The following is a 20,581-nucleotide window of genomic DNA, read 5'->3' on the forward strand; positions in this document are numbered from 1 at the left end:
TTTTGGCGCACGTTTCAACCTTCAAAATAGCTCAAAATGGGTGCCTAATGAAATTTCATCAGACACCCATTTTGAGCTAATCCTAGTATGTTTAAGGGGTAATATTTCAAATCGTAACTTTATAGAAACGCCGTCATCACACTACCGACCACAATTAGGGCTAACCCGACCAACGTCAGGTGTAATTCGTGCGGCGTTTTATGTTCATGTAAGAACAGCATCCCGCCACCCGTCGAAAATGACGACACTGAGCTGCGTAATCACATAAGCAGTCGCCACCCCGTTTTCTTTGGCTGAGAAAATGTATGCTAAGGCAGAAATTCCGAAAATCACGCCAGCGAACATATTCAACCAACTCGTTTTTTCTTTAAACGCATCTAACCGATGACTGCAAATGGCGTACAAGATGGCAGCTAAGCACATCCCGAGCATTTGTGGGAAGAAGATGGCGACCCCGGAAGCAGCAACCATCTTTGGTAGCGCACTGTAAATCCAGTAGCCAATCGTTGTCGGCAACAGTACGGCCAAGCCGCTTACTAAACCGGCGCGACTATCGGAATTATCCGTAACCGCTGTCATGGCGACTCCGATAATCATAATGATGATCGCCGCAAACCCGACTAACTTAGCCGTCGTCCCGGACCATTCACCGAACATCAACACGCCAATTAGCGAGGTTCCGACTAACTGGACCCCGGTCGAAATCGGCATGGTGGTGCTGACACCCATCCGGCCGTATGACGTATACTGGCCAATCTGTCCGAGTACCCAAAAGGCTCCCGACAGCGCGCTCAACCAGAAAGTGCCTTGGTCGACACTGGGCCGATAAATAAACTGAACAATCAAACCAACGACCAGCGCCCCAAAGCCGGTGCCGAGCGTTTGATTAATGGGTTTACCACCCAATTTGGAAATCAATAACGGATTTAATCCCCAGCCGAGCGCTGGAATCAATGCCATCATAATGTTCAAAAAACCACTCCTCATCTCAATGTCGCCTTCGTCCGCTTGAAAGCGATATCCATACTTTAACACTTCTTTGACTAATGTTAACCAACAAAAAAATCACCAGCCGCGCGGTAACGACGACTGATGATTGATTTAACGTCAATGGAAGCGATTACCGCCACCATCAACTTTTTTATTATAATTTAGACGTTAATTTAACATCGGGATACTTATCAGCAAACCAGCGTTCAGCAAACGCATTTTCAAATAAGAACAATGGATCGCCATTGCGGTCTTTAACGAGTAAGTTCCGGGAACTGGACATACTTTCATCCAGTTGTTCAGGGTCAATCCAGCGGGCCGTCTTGCTACCCATTGGTTCCATGACCACTTCCGAGTTGTATTCGTTTTGCATCCGGAATTTGAAGACTTCAAATTGAAGTTGCCCCACGGCCCCTAAAATGTAGTCGCCGGTTGAGTAAGACGTGTACAATTGCACGGCCCCTTCTTGCACCAGTTGTTCAATCCCTTTGTGGAATGACTTTTGTTTCATGACGTTTTTGGCGGTCACGCGCATGAAGAGTTCCGGCGTAAATTGTGGTAACTTTTCAAATTGAACGGCGTGTTTGCCACCAAAAATGGTATCGCCGATTTGGAAGTTCCCAGTATCATATAACCCAACGATATCGCCAGCCACGGCCGTTTCCACCGTTTCACGCGTATCGGCCATGAATTGCGTCGAGTTGTTCAAGCGCATCTTCTTGCCAGTCCGTTGTAAGGTGACATCCATCCCGCGGTCGAATTCACCAGAACAGATGCGGACAAAGGCAATCCGGTCACGGTGATTAGGATTCATGTTCGCTTGAATCTTGAAGATAAACCCAGAGAATTCGTCATCGGTTGGTTGGATGGATTCGTCGGCTTGCGTCTTGTGCGCCGTTGGCTTCGGCGCGTATTTCAAGTAAGTCTTCAAGAAAGTTTCGACCCCAAAGTTCGTCAAAGCTGACCCGAAGAAGACTGGCGTCATGTCCCCAGCTAAAATTTTGTTTTCATCAAAGTCGTTCCCGGCTTCTTCAATGAGTTCCATCTCTTCCAAGACATCATCATAAATGCTGTCTTTTGTTAATTCATTACTAGGGTCCAAATGGCCTTCATCATCTAATGGTAAGAACGTTTGGCCCTTAGCTTCATTATGGTAAAGTTCAATGCGGTGGTTATAACGGTCGTATAACCCTTTCAAACCTTTACCCATCCCAATTGGCCAATTCATCGGATACGTTTCGATACCCAAAACTTCTTCAACTTCGTTCAACAAATCAAGCGGTTCACGACCATCGCGGTCCAACTTGTTCATGAACGTAAAAATCGGAATCCCGCGCATTTTACAAATTTGGAATAATTTCTTGGTTTGGGGTTCGATCCCTTTGGCCGAGTCAATGACCATGACCGCTGAATCGACGGCCATCAACGTCCGGTACGTATCTTCAGAGAAATCCTCATGCCCGGGGGTATCCAAAATATTGATGCGTTTGCCATCATAGTCAAACTGCATCACGGAACTCGTAACCGAAATCCCACGTTTCTTTTCAATTTCCATCCAGTCAGACTTGGCAAAGTTACCGCTCTTCCGCGCCTTAACCGTCCCAGCTTGCCGCACCACGCCCCCGAACAATAACATTTGTTCGGTAATGGTCGTTTTCCCAGCATCCGGGTGAGAAATAATTGCAAAGGTCCGACGCGTAGCCACGGCGGCCTGTAATTCTGCTTTATTCATAAAAATCCCTTTCATTAAAAAACGTTTATTTACGACTTTTTTGGTGGTTGTGGCCGCCTCCAGCCTGTGGCAACAACGCCGTGGGGCAACCCCGGTGAGCCAAAAAGCGGTCTCCCCAGGCGGTTGACAGCCTGGCACAACCCACCAGTCTATCAACACGACCCAAGCTGTAACCGAGCAAAAGACGCTCGCTAACAGCTTTTTCACGGCGCCATTGCCACTGGCTTCCGGCTCAAATTGACGTAACTTAGTTTGAGTCAGCTCTGACAACCACTACTTAGATGACTATCAGTTGTCATCATCTATTTCAAAATACACAAAGCAACAACTTTATAGTAGCAAGAATACATCGTCGGTACTACTAGCATACTTAAGTCAAAATGATTTGCATAACCTTACATATTTTACTGATTTTTGGCAAAAAAAGCTAGTACCAGTCATTTTTTAACAAAATACGTTACTCACCAGATTGCCTTAATGTCACCAACCATCCTAACTAAAACCACGCTTACTGACACTAATTAGAACTCACACGTGCCAACTTTGTCAGTTGCCGTCCCAGAAGTTCGGTGGTTAGTGTGAACGTGCTGAAATTTCTCTTAGCTGAGTGTTTTTCTCAGCTTGAAAGTGAGGTTGGCGACCGCACTTTGGCGCCAACCGGTCCCAGCACGTGAAACGCTAACCACCGAGCTGGAGGGCCACTAGTACAAATACAAAAAAACCGATGCAAGCGCACCGGTTTTTTAAGGGACGCTCAATCAGGAACGCCGAGATCTTTTTTAATTTTAGAGGTTGAGATGCCTTCGGTGCGGGGCAAGTAGATGACTTCACAGTAGTCCTTTAAGAAATCAAACTTGCCTTGCCAGTCGTCACCCATGACAAAAATATCAATATCGTTATCCACGACATCTTTAATTTTTTGGTCCCAACTTTTTTCAGGTAACACTTCATCGACATACCGAATCGCTTCTAAGATGTACTTGCGATCCTCGTATGAAGTATACGCATGTTTGCCCTTTTCCGCATTGAACTCATCTGTCGAAACACAAACCGTGAGATGGTCACCGAGGGCGCGCGCCCGTTTTAATAACCGGATGTGGCCTTTGTGCAGCAAATCAAATGTGCCGTACGTAATTACTTTGGTCAAAAAATCACTCCTCACGACACCACCGGTCGGTTTATTTTCCCCATTATAACACAGCTAATATTCGACTTATGACTTCTTCTTATTTTTCACCGTGGCTTTGCTGGCTTTGGCTGGTTGCGGCTGATAAACGGTCGTTTGCATGCGTAATTCTTCTTCATTCCGCAACTCAACGATGTTAAACAAGTAAATCACGACCGTCCGAACGACTGCGTAAAACGGAATCGCTAAGACCATTCCGAGTAACCCCGCAATATTGCCGGCTGCTAATAACAAGATGATAATCGTCAACGGGTGAATTTTAAGCGTCCGCCCAATGATGTTCGGGTAAATCAAGTTTCCATCCACTTGTTGGACGATGACGACCACAATTACGACGTAGACCACTTGCATCGGCGACTGTGTGAACGCAACAATGAGTGACGGTGCAATCCCGATATACGGTCCTAAGTACGGAATAATGTTGGCAATCCCGGCCACGACCCCGAGCAATAAGCCGTATGGTTGTGAAATCAACATGTACCCAATCGCCGTAAACGTCCCGACAAATAAACACTCGATAACTTGACCACTAATATAACTGGAAATCGTGTCGCCCATTTTTTGAATCAGGCCAACAATTTCTGGCCGTTGCTTGCGTGGTAAGAAACGACTGATAGCTGGAATGAATTTCTCACTATCTTTGAGCATATAAAATAAAATAACTGGAATCGTGATGGCCATAATCGTGACACTCGTAATCGTGGTGATGACGGTGACGATACTCGTCGATAATGAAGACAAGAAGTTTTGGGCGTATTTGCTAATCTCGCCGTTAAACTGCTTCATGTACGTGCTGACATCGACCTTTTTCAACACGGTACTGTTGCTAACAAGCTTCGTCGCCTCTTTTTGTAATTCCGACGCCAAGCTCGGCAAGTTGCTGACTAATTGTGAAACCTGATTAATCAAGCGCGGAATCAAGGAAACGGAACCCCAGGCTAAGATTCCGATTAACAAGACGAAGACAATGGCGACAGCCCCCGTCCGGTTGATACGAAATTTTTTATAATGAACCTTCATTAGTACTTTGACTAATGGGTTCAACATGTAAAATAGGAAGCCCGAAATCACAATCGGCATAAAGACCACATTTAAAAAGGTCCCAATTGGCTGAAATAAAAAGCCGATATTCGTGCAGACCCAAATCAAACTGGCAACAATTAAAATTTCGAGCGACCAAAACAGTAATGAAGATTCTTTTAAACGTTTAAACAAGTCGCTAACCCCTTTTTTAGGCTTCAGTAATGGATTAATTATAACCTATTTCATAAGCTATCGGTACAATCGTGAAGTTTGTCATAAAAACTATTTAAAAATGATGAGAAAAATGGTAATTTAGTTAGGAAAGCATAAATAAACAAAGGAGTGTTTCCGCATGTCAAGAAAAATTGCTGTTATCGGGATGGGCCACGTTGGTTCTACGGCCGCCCATTATATCGTGGCGAATGGCTTCGCCGATGATTTAGTTTTAATCGATCCAAATACCGGTAAAGTTGAGGCCGATGCGTTAGATTTCAAAGACGCCATGCCCAACTTACCATTCCATACGAACATCACGGTCAATGATTACAGTGCCTTAAAAGATGCTGATGTCATCATCTCGGCGTTAGGCAATATCAAATTACAAGATAATCCCAACGACGACCGGTTCGCGGAACTCCCATTCACGAGTACGCAAGTTAAAGACGTCGCCGCAAAAATTAAAGCGAGTGGCTTTGACGGCATCATTGTCGCCATCACCAATCCCGTCGATGTCATCACGTCGATTTATCAAGCCGTGACTGGTTTGCCTAAAAACCACGTCATTGGCACGGGGACCTTATTGGACTCTGCGCGGATGAAACGCGCGGTCGCCGACAAGTTACATATCGACTCCCGTTCCGTGGCCGGTTACAACTTAGGTGAACACGGTAACTCCCAATTCACGGCTTGGTCAACAGTCCGCGTCTTAGGCCAACCCATCAGCAAAATCGCCGATGAACGCGACTTAGACTTAGCCGAACTCGACCAAGAAGCACGTCGAGGCGGTTTCACCGTCTTCCATGGCAAGAAATACACCAGCTATGGCGTGGCCACCGCAGCGGTCCGCTTAGCCAACATCGTGTTAAACGACGCATTAACGGAACTCCCCGTTTCTAACTACCGTGAAGAATACGGCGTTTATTTATCATACCCAGCGGTTGTCGGCCGCGATGGTATCGTCGAACAAGTTCAATTAGACTTAACCGACGAAGAATTGAAGAAATTACAAATTTCAGCGGATTATATCAAAACAAAGTTCGCTGAGAGTACTGCTAAGTAACGTTTTATGTCAGTAATGACTCCTTTATAAATTATAAGAGTAACGCTGATGACAAGCAGTAGTTTTAGTTAATATTGTATTCAACCAGTTACTCAGCAAATAACGCCACTACCAAAATACGTAGCGGCGTTATTTGTGTAATGTAATCAAAAACTTTCAATCATCATTCCACAGACTAAGCAATTTTGATTATTAACCCCATTTAGCAGTTGGCTGACCGTAATGGAATCGTCCTGAAAGTGGCGTTAACGGGTGTTGTTGGCTCGTTTACACCATGGACGTCTTTTGAGACTTGGGCTTCAGGCTCAAAAGCGAGGTCCAAGACCGCTTCTCAGGCTTGGACCGGTCCCAGGACGATGGAATTACGGTCAGCCAACTGCGGTTAACCAATCGACACGAAAAAGGACTTAGCGTGATCAAGGTAATCACGTTAAGTCCTTTTCTGATTGTTAAGCCCGTTTGACAAATAGTTGCTTCAAGCCATAAGCAACTCCTATGATTAACGCCGTCACTAGCAAGATTCGGATGATTTTCTCAGTAGGTATTTGCCAGAACTTACTGGTATAGGCCCCCATTACTAACATGATCGTCCCCAAGACGTAAATTAACTTATTACTCATATTAGCACCTCCACCATTGGCTTTGAATGACTCTAGTTTACCAGCAGGATGGCCTAATTATTAAAATATTCATAAACGTTATAAACGCAAACCCAAATGTCACCTTTGTCAAAATATATCAACGGTTATGTAACAAAAACTGCGCCCAAGAATTACCCACGGGCATCAAGCTAGCGCAGCCGTTGACGATGCCGCGCCACCAAGTAGTCTAATACTGCCAATCCTAGACAACCGAGAAAGCCGATTAGCAAAGTCTTGAGCCACAAATAGCAATAAGCCACTAACGCATAACCGGTCCCAAAAATGACCTCGATGCCACCTTTGAAACCAAAAATAAGCACTACCATATTAACGCCATATATCCCAAAAATACTGAGCCAATGTTGCCAGCGTTCTTTGAATAGGACCATCTTGGTCACCCCCCGTTTCTGTAATCGATTACATTTTACGCCAAATAAAGACACTTTGCGAACTAGAAAAAGGTCCCGGCGATAATTAATGCTGCTTATGTCCCCAATTAATACTTACTCACATCTCCAGTTACCGATTGCATTTAAAGTACGTACTACGATGAGCGAGAATTGCAACTAACATCAACGGTATCAGCACCAAATCATCATCGCACTATTAATATCGAAAAATCAATTTAGCTGCGACTGACCGTAATGGAAGCCGCCATGCGAGTGGCGTTAACGGGCGTTGTTGGCCCGTTTACCCCACGGACGTCTTTTGAAACTTGCTTTTCAGGCTCAAAAGCGAGGTCCAAGACCGTTTCTCAGGCTTGGACTGGTCCCCATGGCAGCTGGAATTACGGTCAGCCGGCAGCGGCAACTTCCGCTAAAAAAAGGACCCTCACCAAATCGTGAGGGTCGCAATATTAACTGAATTCCATGTCATGATGTTTATTTTTCGGTAAGGATGCTACGAGTTGTAACCAGTCTTTCATACTGATCATCACTGCGGAATCTTGGGTATTGGGATTTTCAACCTCAATAGATTCGTGGCCTTGGTTGACGATTGTTAATAACTGATTGATATTTTTCTTTGCCAGCGAACTGGTGACTTTTTTCATAAACGCCATCTCCCAACTTGTTGAACGATTGATGATATTGTGCCCCTTTGTGGGCGGTACGTCAAGCATTTTCGCAAGCGGTTGGCGAATTGAAAATAACTTGAATGACTAGCCCATATTTTACACGATTCATCCCGGCGTTGCACTTAATATGATTGAAATTATATAAAAGTTAACCGTGCGCTTGTTTGAACATCGTCTTGAGCACGTTGCGAATGATTTTGAGCTGTTCGGGTGACACCGGTTGACCGTCATATTCGAAATGATTCTTTTTATTTTCAATGACTTTTTTTAAATCGACCGCCGTCACATCCGGCTGCGTCGGCTCCGGCTTATCTTCTTTACCAACTAACTTTGAGTAACTCGTGCCTAACACTTGCGCCACTTCTTTCAACGTTCCTTTTGAAGGGGTGTGCTTTTTCCAACTATAAATGGCACTCGCACTTAATCCAGCTAAAGTGGCCACTTCCGCTAACGTTAATCCGTTCTTTTTAGCAAAACGACGAATGTTTTTTAACAACTCCCCGTTATCTAACTTCATGAAGGCCACGATCATTCCTCCGTTTCAATTTGGGCTTTTCCCAAAAATATATCAAAAATGAGCAAAAATGCAAGTCCGTAATTTGTCCGTAACCCGGAAACCATGATTTATTAATGTAACCGCAATAGCATTGAAACCGTTTTGAAACATTTCTGCCTTATGATTAGATACGTTGATTGCGATAGATGTATATATATAGATAAATTCGGGGAGGAACTTACATATAATGAAATCAAGATTAATCGCTTTACTCTTACTAGTAGCCGGGTTGTTACTTTGCTTCGGCAAAACGGACACCGCTTATGCGGCTTCAACCAACCGGATTTTAACGACCACAAGTATGACAAAAACTGGTTATCTCCGGAAAAATAACAGCGCCCCATTGAACAACTTCACGGGCGCTGCCAATAATTACAAATTACATCGGACTCATTGGTTACGCGACTTTGGTAACACGACTTGGTTCGCAACTAAGCAACGCACCGTTCAACAAAAAAACGGCAAACGTTACACATATTATTACGTTACTAATACAAATAAAACTGCTACCGGCTGGGTTAACAAGAACAACTTAAAGAAAAACCCTAAGTCATTTACGAACATGTACAACGTCGCTAAGTCAAAATTAGGTGCCCGTTACGTTTACGGTGCAACTGGTCCAACCGTCTTTGACTGTTCTGGCTACACGAAGTACGTTTTCAAGAAAGCCGCTAACAAGACCTTACCACGAGTTGCCCAATCACAATACAACTCATATTCTAAGATTTCACGCGCCAGTGCTAAAAAAGGTGATTTAATCTTCTTTGGTAATTCAACTGGTTCAATTACCCACGTTGGGATTTACGTTGGTGGTGGCAAGATGATCGATGCGCAAGATAACGGTGTTAAAAACGAAAAGGTTTACGTTTCTTGGTGGCATGCGGTTGGCTATTCTCGCCCCGTTAACTTCTCCGCTTAATCTATAACTAAAACAATCAATCGAGTCTAGCGCCGAGCTAGGCTTTTTGTTTACACGAAAACCCGCCAGCAAATACGCTGACGGGTTCTTTTTTGGTTTTATTTAGTCGTTAATCGCCGTTTTGCCGCAGCAATGATTTGCGACTGTAATCCCAGCCGTTGCGCTAACCAAATGGCTTCACTAGCGCCAACTTGATTTAATAGCAGGTGATACGTCGGCCGTAACGTCTGCGGGTCAAAGGCCATCGTCGCTGTCATGAAGCTTGGACAAATGACAGCAAACTCCTTAATTGCACTGAAATGCGTCGTCGCAATAATGGTGGCATGTTGCGCCTGCAAGGCTTCAATAATCGCAATGCTTAGCGCAGACCCCTCTTCCGGATCCGTGCCGCTGCCAATTTCGTCAAGTAACACGAGCGCATGCGGTTTGATGGCATTGGTCATCGTCACTAAAGTCGTTAATTCCGCGGCAAACGTGCTCAGTTGCGCATTCAGGCTCTGGTTATCGCCAATATCAATCCAAATCTGACTGAAGACCGGCATCGTCGTTGCCGCCGCTACCGGTAGTTCCAAGCCGACTTGAATCATCAAGGCAAATAACGCAATCGTTTTTAAGACGACCGTTTTCCCACCAGAATTAGCGCCGGTAATCATTAACCCCTGCTGACTCGTTAGTTCCAAATTGAGCGGGACGGCATCAGTGAGGAGCGGATGGCGCCCAGCCACAATCTTGATGTGCTGGTCTGCCGTCAATTGTGGCATTCGGGCTTGCTGGTCTAACCCATATTGTCCACAAGCCATAATTTGGTCTAATTCTGCCATCCACGCTTGTTGCGTAACGATGGTCGGCCAATGCGTTTGGACATCCCCAGTCAACGTGGCCAATAACTGATAGACAATGGCAGCTTCCGTCGTCAATAACACCGCCAACTGGTCTGCACGTTGCCGCGCCGCTTGCGGTTCAAAGAACACGGTTGCGCCAGTAGCGGACTGGTCAATCACCTGCCCCGCAAACCGATTTTTATATTGGGCCTTCAGTTGTACACAGATATGGGCATCACGCGTAATCAGCCGCCGATTGGTCACGGCTTGCGGATGCTTTTGGACAAACTGTGTCACGGCCGCTTGAACTTGTTGGCGCTGCTGGCTAATCTGTTGCCGGACTTTCGCCAATTCAGGGCTAGCCGCATCGGCAATTTGCCCATGCTGAATCATTGTTGCCAATTCACGAGCTAAATGCCCCAGGCCATCACCAGTCAGCGCCTTAGCGGCTAACTTAGGCGCGATGTCGGCGTGTTGTTGCATCGTGGCCGTTAACCGCCGACTACTCGTTAAAAACGTGCCCAGGGTGCCTAATTGCGTAGCGGTTAATAATAGCCCTTGATCAAGTTTGGTCTTAACGGCCGTTAGTTGGTCCAAATCGAAAAAAGTTAACGTGACGGACGCCGCTAATAACTGATGGGCTTCCGCCGTCAGCGTTAGTTGCGCTTCAACTGCGGGCAATGTCGTCAAGCGCGGGCGAGCCTGTAAAGCCGCCGCCGCAATCTGACTATGCGTGAAACTGGCCACCGTTGTTAAAATTTCATCGAGTTGGGTAATTTGTTTAATTGTATTGTTCATGATTCTCCTTGCAGCAAACAGCAACGGAGAATGACCTATTTTGAATTGTCGGTCCGTGCTGTTGCTAAACCTTGCACATGACTGTGCCGGACATTGCTCGACAATTAAGCGCACTCATCAACTTCACCTCTTTGTTTTCTTGCGGTTAAGCTTATCATATCGAGATTATTTGCGCAATTTGTCCTTTTTGAATTGGTTTTCCGCTGGTCGTCACGCGGTCGTTCGCCGTGGGGCAGACCTGGGGCCAAAGGGCGGTCCCCAGGGCGCTTTGAAGCCTGACGATAACCCGCTGTCAGTCTTCAAAGTCGGCCCCAATTAATCGTCGGCAAACCATCGACGATTAATTGCGACACGGCGAACGACCGCGTGACGACCAGCTAATATTGAACTTAGTAGTAAATATGTAAACGACCATATCTCAATGGCTTGAGCGTTCAGATATATTGAAATAATTGTTCAGTATCAACGTATAAAGTTTGGGCTAATGTCACTGATTTTTGACAATAAACGCAACCAAATTTGCATCGTATCAGTCACGCCAACACAAAACATTCCGACTAATCAAACTAATAAGATTTACTTGCCAACGCGACCTCCATAATCAGGTGGCGTTTCCCAATAAAAGCGCAGTAATATTGCCTAAAATCGTATACAATCCATATAACAATTAGCGTTGCCATCAAGCCGGTCGTCCACCGGATGGGCGCCGTGTCGCAATAATGTGCCGGCGATTTTTCCGGCACGTTATTGGGGTCGCCTTTGGTAACCGGCAACGGGTTATGGCCGGGTCCCAAAGCGCCCTGGGGACCGCTTTTTGGCCCCAGGTCTACCCCACGGCGCGCATCCGGTGGGCGACCGGCGACACAGTAAACCAAGCAAAAAAGACTGCTCAGTATGCTATTCACACTGAGCAGTCTTTTAATTTAACTTAATTACGCCACTGGCTACCGCCAGCAGGCTATTGCCGACGTGATAACTCTTGATAACGACTATACCAGATGTCGATGTATTCTTGTGAGAATGGGCCTTTTTTGTGCTTAATCCAATCAACTAACACTTTCACATTTGCTTTTAAAATGCGGTCGGTGTCAGCGGGATATTGCCATTGCGCACCATGCTCTTCATACTCGTCAACATCTAATAAACGACGCTCACCATCGGGAAAAACTTTGACGTCCAAGTCATAGTCGATGTACTTCAAAGCTTCTTTATCTAACACGTATGGTGAGGCCAAGTTGCAATAATAGGACACGCCATTATCGCGAATCATCGCCACGATATTAAACCAATAATGCTTGTGAAAATAAACGATTGCCGGTTCCCGGGTCACCCACCGTCGACCATCATCTTCGGTGACCAGCGTGTGATCGTTACAACCAATTAAGACATTCTCGCTTGTTTTGAGTACCATTGTATCGCGCCAAGTTCGATGTAAACTTCCGTCGTGCTTATAGCTTTTGATCGTAATGAAGTCGCCTTCCTTAGGTCCTTTAGCTTCGCGCACCATGTTTAGCCCACTTTCTCCGAGGGTAAAAAAATTTCATCGAATTTCACTAAACATTATACCAGATTTTAATAGCGTGCGTGTATCTATTTCACCGAATTCAGTCTTCCTTAACTTGTTCGTCGATAAATCGATTAATATCGTCCATCAAAAAACCTTTTTGATAGAGACTGCGCTTCGTGCGTAAGGCCCGTTCTGAAAAGCCGTACTTGCGATTGCGCCGCCACAATTTATCGCCTTGCGTCACTAAGGCATCCCACTGTTCGTCGGCGTCCGGTTGTAAATCTAAATTTTCAATTGCAGCGCTAATAATATCCGGTTCAAAGCCTTTGGTCATCAGCCCTTGGCGGACTTTTTGTTGCATGGTCTTAAATGCGAGTTTGCCATAGCGTTTCGCCAATTTTTGCGCGGCTTCGGTCGCATTTTCTAAGCGGTCATCACTGGAAAATTGCCCCGCTAAGGCATCGTCAATCAATTGTTCCCCGACGCCTTTGAGCCGTAATTTTTGCCGAATCACCCGCGGCCCTTTGTCAGACGTGCGTTTAGCCGTACGAACATAGGCGTCCGCGTATTGTTGGTCATCTAATAAATGCAATTCACGTAACTGGACCATCGTGGCCGTAATGACGCCTTCATCCAGGTCTTCATCACGCAATTTGTCATGGACTTCTTTTTCCGTGCGGAGTTGATGGGATAAATAATCTAACGCGCGGGCGTACGCTTTGGCCACGTCATCGGCGGCCACCATCTCAGCTTGCAGCGCGGCATCAACTTCCATCCCCTTAAAGACGCGATACTTAATCATTACCGATTCACTAATCGGAAACGCGTACTTGTCATCTAAATAAATGTTATAACGGCCGGCGCGTCTTTGCGCCATGATTTTGGTAATCTTTTTTGTCATTAATTCAGGCTCCCAGTATTAAATTACCTTGCCCTTATAATTTAACAGAAAATCGAGCTATTACCAAAAAAGTCGGTCACCACCTCGTGAACATCGCCACGGTTGACCACGTAACCGTTTTGTTTCAATCCGAAGATTAGTAGCTCAACAAACACCTCCCGCTGATAATCATGATGATGTAAATTAGCGGTCGCCGCTTCAGCTGAATCACCAACAAATGTTAACTGCGATTGCCGTTGTTCACAAGCCCGCCGTTCCTGCTTAATGGCATTAGCCGTAGCTAGTTGCTTCTCAAAACTATTGGCACTGCGTTTAATCGTCACCGTAATATTGTTCCCGAATAACAACTCGCAAACCTTACCATCGGGATAGTAATCCATTAATTGATGAGCCCCGACCCAACTCGTATTTTCCCGACTACGGGCCCCCAGCGGAATATACTGTAAATCCTTAAAGACAATCGGCAGACGATGGCATGTATGGCCTAATTCAGTCGCAATATGCCGATTTTGAAGATCAACCGCAAAGTCCATCGATGATTGCCATGACCGTTTAAGCAACTGGCGACTCGTTTTTGTCGTACTTAATAACCCGCGCTGCGTGTCAAAAACTACCGTATTGGCATCACACGCTTCTTTGTGCAAGTCAAGCAATAAAAAAGTGTTCAAAGCCGTTAGTTTCAACCCTTCGACCCGCCGAGCATGTTTGACGATTGATAATGGATTGATGGTATCAAAATGAGTCGGTAAAGCCTGCCAAATCTGTTGATTGAGTTCAAATCGTTGCTGATTGTGCATTCATGATGCCTCCTTTAGATTGATATAACGGGGTTCTCACAACAATGAATCATATCAATTAACTATGAATTATAGGAATCGTTCATTGTATAACCCCAACTATACCGGTAATACACAAGCAATCAAAACGATAAGTTTGCGAACTTCTTGATTCTCATGGCACTGTTAAAAAACAAGCTGATTCACCGATTTTCAGGGATATTTACGTATTTTTGGTCATTTTTTACGTATCGTAAAATTTAACGTTCCTCGTTAAACTGACCTCAACCTTGGCCAAGGTAATTTACGCAAAAAGAGGTTACCAATATGCGCACTGACCGTTTAGAAAATCGACAAGCTTTCGACTTACTCGCCCAACCGGCCCATCAAAAACTGCTCTACGGTGCCCTTAAGGCCGCCAACGTCACCAAAGGCCATCCCTACTTTGAAGACTGTGTGACGGTCGCCCATTTAACGTGGCTGTCAGCGTATCAAAACTACGAACCTGAATTACCGGCAAACTTACCGGACTTTCGTAAGTTCGCCTTTCGCCGTATCAAGTGGCGGACGGTCGATTATTTACGAAAACAAACGTTACGAAGCCAATCGCAAGTCGACTTGACTGCCGCTGAAAACTTGGTGATTGCGCCGATGGCTGACCAAGAAAAACAATGGGAGCTCACCGACTTATTGACGACCCTCCTCACACAATGTCGCCCCGGTGAACGAATTTATTTGACGGAATTTTTCTTAGCTGATCAAAGTGTTGCCGACATCATGCGCACCCATGGCGTCAGTCGCCGCACCGTTTATAACTGGCGCACCAGTTTGCTCAAGAAAGCCCACGCGCTCTACTCAAAAAATTAAGTTGCACTATTGGGCACCCTCACCCGTTGGTATTAATGTAGGGCCCTACAAATCATAAACTGGAGGTATCACCCATGCAAAACTGGTTCAAGAACACCCTCAACGTCGAAGTTGCCAGCGACGATAAAAAAGGCGCCAAGCACAACTTTATGGACATTACGGAAACCATCACCGATGCCCAAGTCGATCAAGTCAGTCAATTAGTCGCGGATTTGACCGCCAGCCCCGTCAAACAAGCGACCCTCAAAACGGTCCACAATTTCGTCATGTAGTTGCACTTTTGAGCCGGCTCAACCGTTAGTAAGTTGTTAGCTGGCCAGCCAACACTAATTTCAAAGGAGGACGTCATTATGGAAAAGACTTGGCAAAAAGCGAGTGTCGCTATCGAAATGCACACCGACACGGATGTGAAACGTAAGCAAACGCTCAACGCAGTCGCCCAAGCAGTGACCAATGAACAGCTCACCACCTTAGGCCACGTCATGGAAACCTTGACCGGTAACCATTTCATCGCCGCTAATGTCACCAACTACTACCAATACCACGCTTAATAATAGGAGGAATCATTCATGAAAACTTTAGATATGAGTTTCAAGACTAGTGCCCACAAGGTCCACCACTTAAAGTTACGCTACGCCAGCGATGACTTGTCCAAAGAAGTCGTGGCCAAAGCGATGGCCGATCTGACTGCCGCTCAGTTGTTCAGTAAGGAAGGCGTTAACTTAGCTGCCGAACCATTGGCTGCTAAGTATGTTGAAACCGTGGAAACACCGATTATTGAAGCACCTAAGGACTAGTTTTGGTTAACTGCTGTTACCAAACGGCCGCTTCCCGATGTTGGGAGCGGCCGTTTTCCTATAATCTATTTAGTCAATCGCAAATTTGGCCGCAAACGGCGCAATTAACGCGTTTAAAGTCGTCGGCTCACGCAATTGCGCCTGCCAAGCTAAAACTGTATCAGGACGCTGACAAGCCGCCCAGCTGGCCGCAATACTGGCAATCGTGTCAGTATCACCACCTAAGTTAGCCGCTAACAGGATGGCGTCAGCGACCGTCTTGGTTTGCAAGTTACACCAAAGCGCCGCCGCAAACGTATCGACGACATATGCCGTCGATTTAACTTGGTCACGCGGCGTCTTGGCGAAATCTGGTGATAAGTATGCCGTATAGTAATCCCATTCAGCCAAGACTTCTGGTTCGGCTTGTAGCGCTGATGGTAACTTGACGGCCAGCAGAGCTAATGACTGTTTTAACGTCGCGCCATTTAGGATGGCGTGTAGACTTTCCAAATATAAATAACTGCCCAGAATGGCCCGCGGATGGCGATGTGTCATGCTGGTGTAATCACGATACAATTTTAGACGCGTGGTTAGGTTGGTTTCGGTTTGTAAGACGATAGCTAGTGGTGCGAGACGCATTAGCGCGCCGTTACCATTAGCAAAATCTGCGGCGTCCCCGCTGGCGACCGCTGGAACCTGATTCGTAAAATGATTACGAATAGCATGCATACAAGTCTTCCCCACGTCGAACGTATGATGCGCCGGCATATAATCGCCCCACATTACAAACGCCTGAAACTTGTCGAATAGCTCATCATAGCTGGCATCCGTCGTTAGATTATCCATGAGCGCCAACGTCATTGCGGAATCATCTGACCAAGTCCCCAATGGTTGGTCCCAATAGCCACCGACAGACATTGCGGTGACCTGATAAGTATCACGTTCTTGAAATTCGATGGGAACTCCCAAAGCATCGCCAACAATCCCAGCATAAATAATATGTTGTATCTGTTCTGCTTGCATATGGCCCCTCCGATTAAATATCACACGCCAAACGCGTGGCTTTACCGGTTTCACGTTGGACATTATATATCTCGACAATAATGCTATTGCCGACTGGATGCCAATCAATGGCCTTAATCAGGCTACGCATAAATGTTCGTGTAATTTGCGTTTTAATCGAAATCCCACTCCGATCAACATCATCGTAAAAGATGACCCGTTGATCCAGTTTATCAATTTTGAAATAGTAGTAGGCATAGTGGTCTGTGCCTCGTTTTAAAACTAAATGGTATGAAGAATTATAATCAGCGGGAAAAACGTTGATTGCATCATCATTCATGTGCGTGACATCCTTTTCACTTAAATTTACGAGTTTGATAGCTGAGTTAATTGTACCGTTATTGGATTGGAAATAATAGGCATCCGCGGTAAATAGGCGTTTTGGGACGGTCCAATTGAGAATACGGTACGACTTTCAAGTGGGTTTTCATAACAACCAACAAGCATAGATTAGTTAATGATAAGAACAGAATTACAATGTGAACAAACTAATACACGAAACATTGACAAATCACGGATTCATGCTAAATTGTACTTAGAATTACCGAATTATAAACATTCAAAATTCTTCATATTAGCTATTTCCAATGTCAGATAGTTTTATTTTTAAGAACCATCTTTGGTATAATGTAGTTGGTGTATCGTGCTGAAACTTGGATAATGTTTACTTGGACCAAAAATTGTACTATAATTTTCTGGTTACATACATTATTATTTACGGCACCATGTATAGTAAATTACATACTAGTCGTTTGTTTAATGACGACTTATGCATGGTATTTTTACCCATGCCCCCTTCTTAAGAAGAAGCATTTGAGGGGAATATCAAAAGGAAGAGTATAGGGTGTTACAAATGGAATACAATGAACGGGAAATACGGCCGATTACAATTAATGTCGAACGACAACGACATCGTTACGTCTATCGCTCCATCAAACGTCTTTTTGACTTTGTAGCTAGTTTTGTCGGCTTAATTGTGCTTTCGCCACTTTTTTTAATTGTTGCAATTGCAATTAAGGTAGAAGATCCAAAGGGAAGCGTCTTCTACTCACAGACACGCTTAGGTAAAAATGAAGTTCCATTTAAGATGTTTAAGTTTCGATCAATGGTTTCAAACGCTGATGAGCTATTAGAAAAACTGCTTAAACAAAATGAAGTTGACGGTGCCATGTTCAAAATGCATGACGATCCACGTGTAACTAAAACTGGTCGCTTCATTCGCAAATATAGTATCGATGAATTACCACAGCTTTTGAATGTATTAATTGGGCAAATGAGTTTAGTTGGGCCGCGGCCACCGTTACCACGTGAAGTCGCCGAATACTCAGCCTATGACAAACAACGTTTGAGTGTTAAACCTGGCTGTACTGGTTTATGGCAGGCAACAGTTCGTAACAGCGTTGGCTTTGATGAAATGGTCAAACTTGATTTACTATATATTTCAAAAAGTAGTGTCGCATTTGATGTTTACGTATTATTCAAGACTGTGATGGTCTTTATTAGACCTAACGGTGCTTACTAAATTTATACAATCAATTAAAAGAGGGTCAGCATTCATCTGAATGCTGACCCTCTTTTAATACTATCATTATGATTTCTCTATTGAATTAAGTTGACAAGCTTAGTTAGTTAAACATATTATTATATTTATAAATTTAACAAAGGGGAATTATATCTTGTCGCATCAAGAAAATTTTAAAAAATGGAGTCCATGGTTAATTATGATTGGTTTTGTAATCGAATCCATGGTGTTGCTCATAGTAATTCAAGCACTTCAATCAGGAAATATTAAAAGCGCTTTATATTGGGTTGTTTTACATAAAAAGATTTATCTTTTTAGCACAATTATTCTCTCTATTATTGCTTGGGGGTTAACTAGTTTAATTAATCGCTTATGGATTAGTAATAGTTTATTCATCGACCTCATGATTATTTTCGGATTCGTCAATAGTCAAAAAATGACTTTCAGGCAAGAACCACTACTACCGAGTGATTTGACTATGGTGACCAATGCGAATGAATTATCTTCAATGATTAGTCTTAGCAGTATCATCATTACCGTCATTGTTTGTTTACTCGTCATTGTCATCAATTTTTGGGGCTTACGACGACTTCAATTGCGTAAAAAAACGTTTAAAATTCCGACTCGTATCGCCGGTGTCATCATTACGACTTTAATGATTTTTTCGTTTTTTCGCATCAATCACACCAATGGTATCGTCGCCAAAACATTCGCTAAGCTCGGCATTCAATCATACACCTGGAGTTTGGAAGACTCTGCTAATAACAACGGCCCCGTCATTGCCTTTATCAATTCGATTGATATTACCGTTATGGACGAACCTGCCGGCTATTCACAGGCACGGATGCAGACTATTGCCAAACGTTATCAAAAAGTTGCCAATACCATCAATCAACACCGAACTCAAAGCAACATTAATAAACAGACTCTGATTTATATCCTAAGCGAAAGTTTTTCTGATCCGACGCGAGTTCCAAACTTAAAAGTCAGTGCTGATCCAATTCCAAAGATTCGTAAGATTAAACAAACGACGACTTCAGGCGTTATGTTAAGTTCAGGATACGGTGGCGGAACTGCTAACATGGAATATATGGTTGATACTAGTCTAACCTTGAATTTCTTCTCGAAAACATTAACGACGCCTTTTACACAACTAGTTCCTAATCAGAAAAAAGCCTACGCTATTACTGACTTATTTAACACTAAGAATGCAATTCATACAAATACCGGTACTTTTTATCGACGAATCGATGTTTATAAAAAATTCGGCTTTCAAACCTTTAGAAATACCGATTCTAAAGGCAAACTAAAGTTGCATTATACTAAAAAAATTCAAAACAGTGAATATATTGGCGATGATGCGTCGTATAACAATGCCTTGTGGCAAGTGAAGCAAAAACAAGGCGGCCAATTTATCAGCCTAGCAACCATGCAAAATCATATGCCATTCACAAATAAGTATTATCACAATGATTATACAATTACCGGTGTCGCTGGTAAGTACAACAACGCCGAAATCACTAACTATACCGAAGGCTTACACCTGACTGACAATTCAACCAAAGCTTTTATTGATAAGCTAGATAAAATGAAAAAACCGATCACGGTTCTTTGGTACGGCGATCATCTTGCAAGTTTGTACAATGGCGACAGCATGGCTACTTATAACGTACAATTGCATGAACCTGATTACTTCATCTACAGCAATAAGTACGCGCGTCAACATGGCTACGGCACAAAGAAAATCAAAGCAAATGCGAATGTCGTTGGTTCTAACGCGCTCTCAGCCCTAGTATTAGAACAAATGCATCAGAAAGTCAGTCCCTACTATGCACTGATTACAAAGGTGTTAAAAGAACTGCCGGCTATGGCATCTGATAGCCAAAATTCAACTGACGCCTTACTAGTTAATCAAAACAATCAACAAACTTATTTACGTAATTTGACAGCAAGTCAACGGAAAATATACGAAGACTACAAACTTGTTCAATATGACTTAACAGCTGGAAAGTCATACTTAGGTCGGAATAATTTTATGACCTTGAATTAATACTCAAGCTTTTGAGTGAATTCTTTAAAACTAAATATACCTTTATGGTAGATTGCAAATTTAATCCGAATTTTTGGACAAATTGTTCAGCATAACC

At 44.1% G+C, this 20,581-nt stretch carries 21 protein-coding genes and 1 pseudogene; 8 read left to right on the plus strand and 14 right to left on the minus strand.

What is annotated here, in order from left to right; genetic code table 11:
• Positions 1-119 precede the first annotated feature (119 nt).
• From DY78_RS09280 to DY78_RS09295, 4 genes and pseudogenes are all read right to left on the minus strand, one after another.
• A pseudogene (locus DY78_RS09280) lies at positions 120-972 on the minus strand (GRP family sugar transporter).
• Between the two features lie 172 nt (positions 973-1,144).
• Entirely contained in the window at positions 1,145-2,722 is a 1,578-nt protein-coding gene (locus tag DY78_RS09285) for a peptide chain release factor 3 (RefSeq protein WP_024623730.1), read from the minus strand.
• Between the two features lie 754 nt (positions 2,723-3,476).
• Positions 3,477-3,869, minus strand: coding sequence for a glycerol-3-phosphate cytidylyltransferase (gene tagD, locus DY78_RS09290; RefSeq protein WP_024623729.1), 393 nt, complete (start codon positions 3,867-3,869; stop codon positions 3,477-3,479).
• A gap of 66 nt (positions 3,870-3,935) precedes the next feature.
• Positions 3,936-5,123: an AI-2E family transporter gene (locus tag DY78_RS09295; RefSeq protein WP_024623728.1), complete on the minus strand. Its 1,188-nt coding sequence runs from the start codon at positions 5,121-5,123 to the stop codon at positions 3,936-3,938.
• A gap of 160 nt (positions 5,124-5,283) precedes the next feature.
• Between DY78_RS09295 and DY78_RS09300 the strand changes: the two genes are divergently transcribed.
• Positions 5,284-6,210, plus strand: a complete 927-nt coding sequence (locus DY78_RS09300) for an L-lactate dehydrogenase (RefSeq protein WP_024623727.1) — start codon at positions 5,284-5,286, stop codon at positions 6,208-6,210.
• A gap of 449 nt (positions 6,211-6,659) precedes the next feature.
• On the opposite strand, the gene DY78_RS16135 is transcribed toward DY78_RS09300, so the two are convergent.
• The 4 genes from DY78_RS16135 to DY78_RS09315 form a co-directional block, all read right to left on the minus strand.
• A complete protein-coding gene (locus DY78_RS16135; protein ID WP_156093417.1) occupies positions 6,660-6,830 on the minus strand; it encodes a hypothetical protein in 171 nt (56 codons plus the stop codon).
• Between the two features lie 170 nt (positions 6,831-7,000).
• Positions 7,001-7,240: a hypothetical protein gene (locus DY78_RS09305; RefSeq protein WP_024623726.1), complete on the minus strand. Its 240-nt coding sequence runs from the start codon at positions 7,238-7,240 to the stop codon at positions 7,001-7,003.
• A 467-nt stretch (positions 7,241-7,707) separates the two neighbouring features.
• The gene (locus DY78_RS09310) at positions 7,708-7,902 is read right to left on the minus strand and encodes a type II toxin-antitoxin system Phd/YefM family antitoxin (RefSeq protein WP_024623725.1); all 195 of its coding nucleotides are present in this window, start codon (positions 7,900-7,902) and stop codon (positions 7,708-7,710) included.
• A gap of 172 nt (positions 7,903-8,074) precedes the next feature.
• Positions 8,075-8,443 (minus strand): helix-turn-helix domain-containing protein, encoded by a 369-nt coding sequence (locus tag DY78_RS09315; protein WP_235810660.1) that lies wholly within the window; start codon positions 8,441-8,443, stop codon positions 8,075-8,077.
• 226 nt (positions 8,444-8,669) lie between these two features.
• Here DY78_RS09315 and DY78_RS09320 point away from each other — a divergent pair, with 226 nt between their 5' ends.
• Positions 8,670-9,401, plus strand: a complete 732-nt coding sequence (locus DY78_RS09320; RefSeq protein WP_024623723.1) for a C40 family peptidase — start codon at positions 8,670-8,672, stop codon at positions 9,399-9,401.
• A 98-nt stretch (positions 9,402-9,499) separates the two neighbouring features.
• On the opposite strand, the gene DY78_RS09325 is transcribed toward DY78_RS09320, so the two are convergent.
• The 4 genes from DY78_RS09325 to DY78_RS09340 all read right to left on the minus strand — a co-directional run bounded on the left by DY78_RS09325 (position 9,500) and on the right by DY78_RS09340 (position 14,225).
• The gene (locus DY78_RS09325; protein ID WP_024623722.1) at positions 9,500-11,020 is read right to left on the minus strand and encodes an endonuclease MutS2; all 1,521 of its coding nucleotides are present in this window, start codon (positions 11,018-11,020) and stop codon (positions 9,500-9,502) included.
• 958 nt (positions 11,021-11,978) lie between these two features.
• Positions 11,979-12,527 carry a nucleoside tri-diphosphate phosphatase gene (gene ntdP / locus DY78_RS09330; RefSeq protein WP_024623721.1) on the minus strand — a complete coding sequence of 183 codons (549 nt, stop codon included), beginning with the start codon at positions 12,525-12,527 and terminating at the stop codon, positions 11,979-11,981.
• Between the two features lie 97 nt (positions 12,528-12,624).
• Positions 12,625-13,428, minus strand: coding sequence for a recombination regulator RecX (gene recX, locus DY78_RS09335; RefSeq protein ID WP_024623720.1), 804 nt, complete (start codon positions 13,426-13,428; stop codon positions 12,625-12,627).
• 41 nt (positions 13,429-13,469) lie between these two features.
• On the minus strand, positions 13,470-14,225 hold the full coding sequence (locus tag DY78_RS09340; protein WP_024623719.1) for a competence protein ComK: 756 nt from the start codon (positions 14,223-14,225) through the stop codon (positions 13,470-13,472).
• Positions 14,226-14,531: 306 nt separating this feature from the next.
• On the opposite strand from DY78_RS09340, the gene DY78_RS09345 reads away from it, so the two are divergent.
• The 4 genes from DY78_RS09345 to DY78_RS09360 all read left to right on the plus strand — a co-directional run bounded on the left by DY78_RS09345 (position 14,532) and on the right by DY78_RS09360 (position 15,868).
• Positions 14,532-15,071 carry a sigma-70 RNA polymerase sigma factor region 4 domain-containing protein gene (locus tag DY78_RS09345; RefSeq protein ID WP_024623718.1) on the plus strand — a complete coding sequence of 180 codons (540 nt, stop codon included), beginning with the start codon at positions 14,532-14,534 and terminating at the stop codon, positions 15,069-15,071.
• 74 nt (positions 15,072-15,145) lie between these two features.
• Positions 15,146-15,343, plus strand: coding sequence for a hypothetical protein (locus DY78_RS09350; RefSeq protein WP_024623717.1), 198 nt, complete (start codon positions 15,146-15,148; stop codon positions 15,341-15,343).
• A 78-nt stretch (positions 15,344-15,421) separates the two neighbouring features.
• Positions 15,422-15,622: a DUF1659 domain-containing protein gene (locus tag DY78_RS09355; RefSeq protein ID WP_024623716.1), complete on the plus strand. Its 201-nt coding sequence runs from the start codon at positions 15,422-15,424 to the stop codon at positions 15,620-15,622.
• A gap of 18 nt (positions 15,623-15,640) precedes the next feature.
• A complete protein-coding gene (locus DY78_RS09360) occupies positions 15,641-15,868 on the plus strand; it encodes a DUF2922 domain-containing protein (protein WP_024623715.1) in 228 nt (75 codons plus the stop codon).
• A 69-nt stretch (positions 15,869-15,937) separates the two neighbouring features.
• Here DY78_RS09360 and DY78_RS09365 read toward each other — a convergent pair whose 3' ends face one another.
• Entirely contained in the window at positions 15,938-16,873 is a 936-nt protein-coding gene (locus DY78_RS09365) for an ADP-ribosylglycohydrolase family protein (protein WP_024623714.1), read from the minus strand.
• 13 nt (positions 16,874-16,886) lie between these two features.
• Entirely contained in the window at positions 16,887-17,192 is a 306-nt protein-coding gene (locus DY78_RS09370) for a hypothetical protein (protein WP_024623713.1), read from the minus strand.
• Positions 17,193-17,765: 573 nt separating this feature from the next.
• On the opposite strand from DY78_RS09370, the gene DY78_RS09375 reads away from it, so the two are divergent.
• Positions 17,766-18,434: a sugar transferase gene (locus DY78_RS09375; protein WP_024623712.1), complete on the plus strand. Its 669-nt coding sequence runs from the start codon at positions 17,766-17,768 to the stop codon at positions 18,432-18,434.
• A gap of 154 nt (positions 18,435-18,588) precedes the next feature.
• Positions 18,589-20,484, plus strand: a complete 1,896-nt coding sequence (locus DY78_RS09380; protein ID WP_024623711.1) for an LTA synthase family protein — start codon at positions 18,589-18,591, stop codon at positions 20,482-20,484.
• The last annotated feature ends 97 nt before the right edge of the window (positions 20,485-20,581 follow it).

Source organism: Lactiplantibacillus fabifermentans DSM 21115 (assembly GCF_000498955.2).
Classification (GTDB): Bacteria; Bacillota; Bacilli; order Lactobacillales; family Lactobacillaceae; genus Lactiplantibacillus; species Lactiplantibacillus fabifermentans.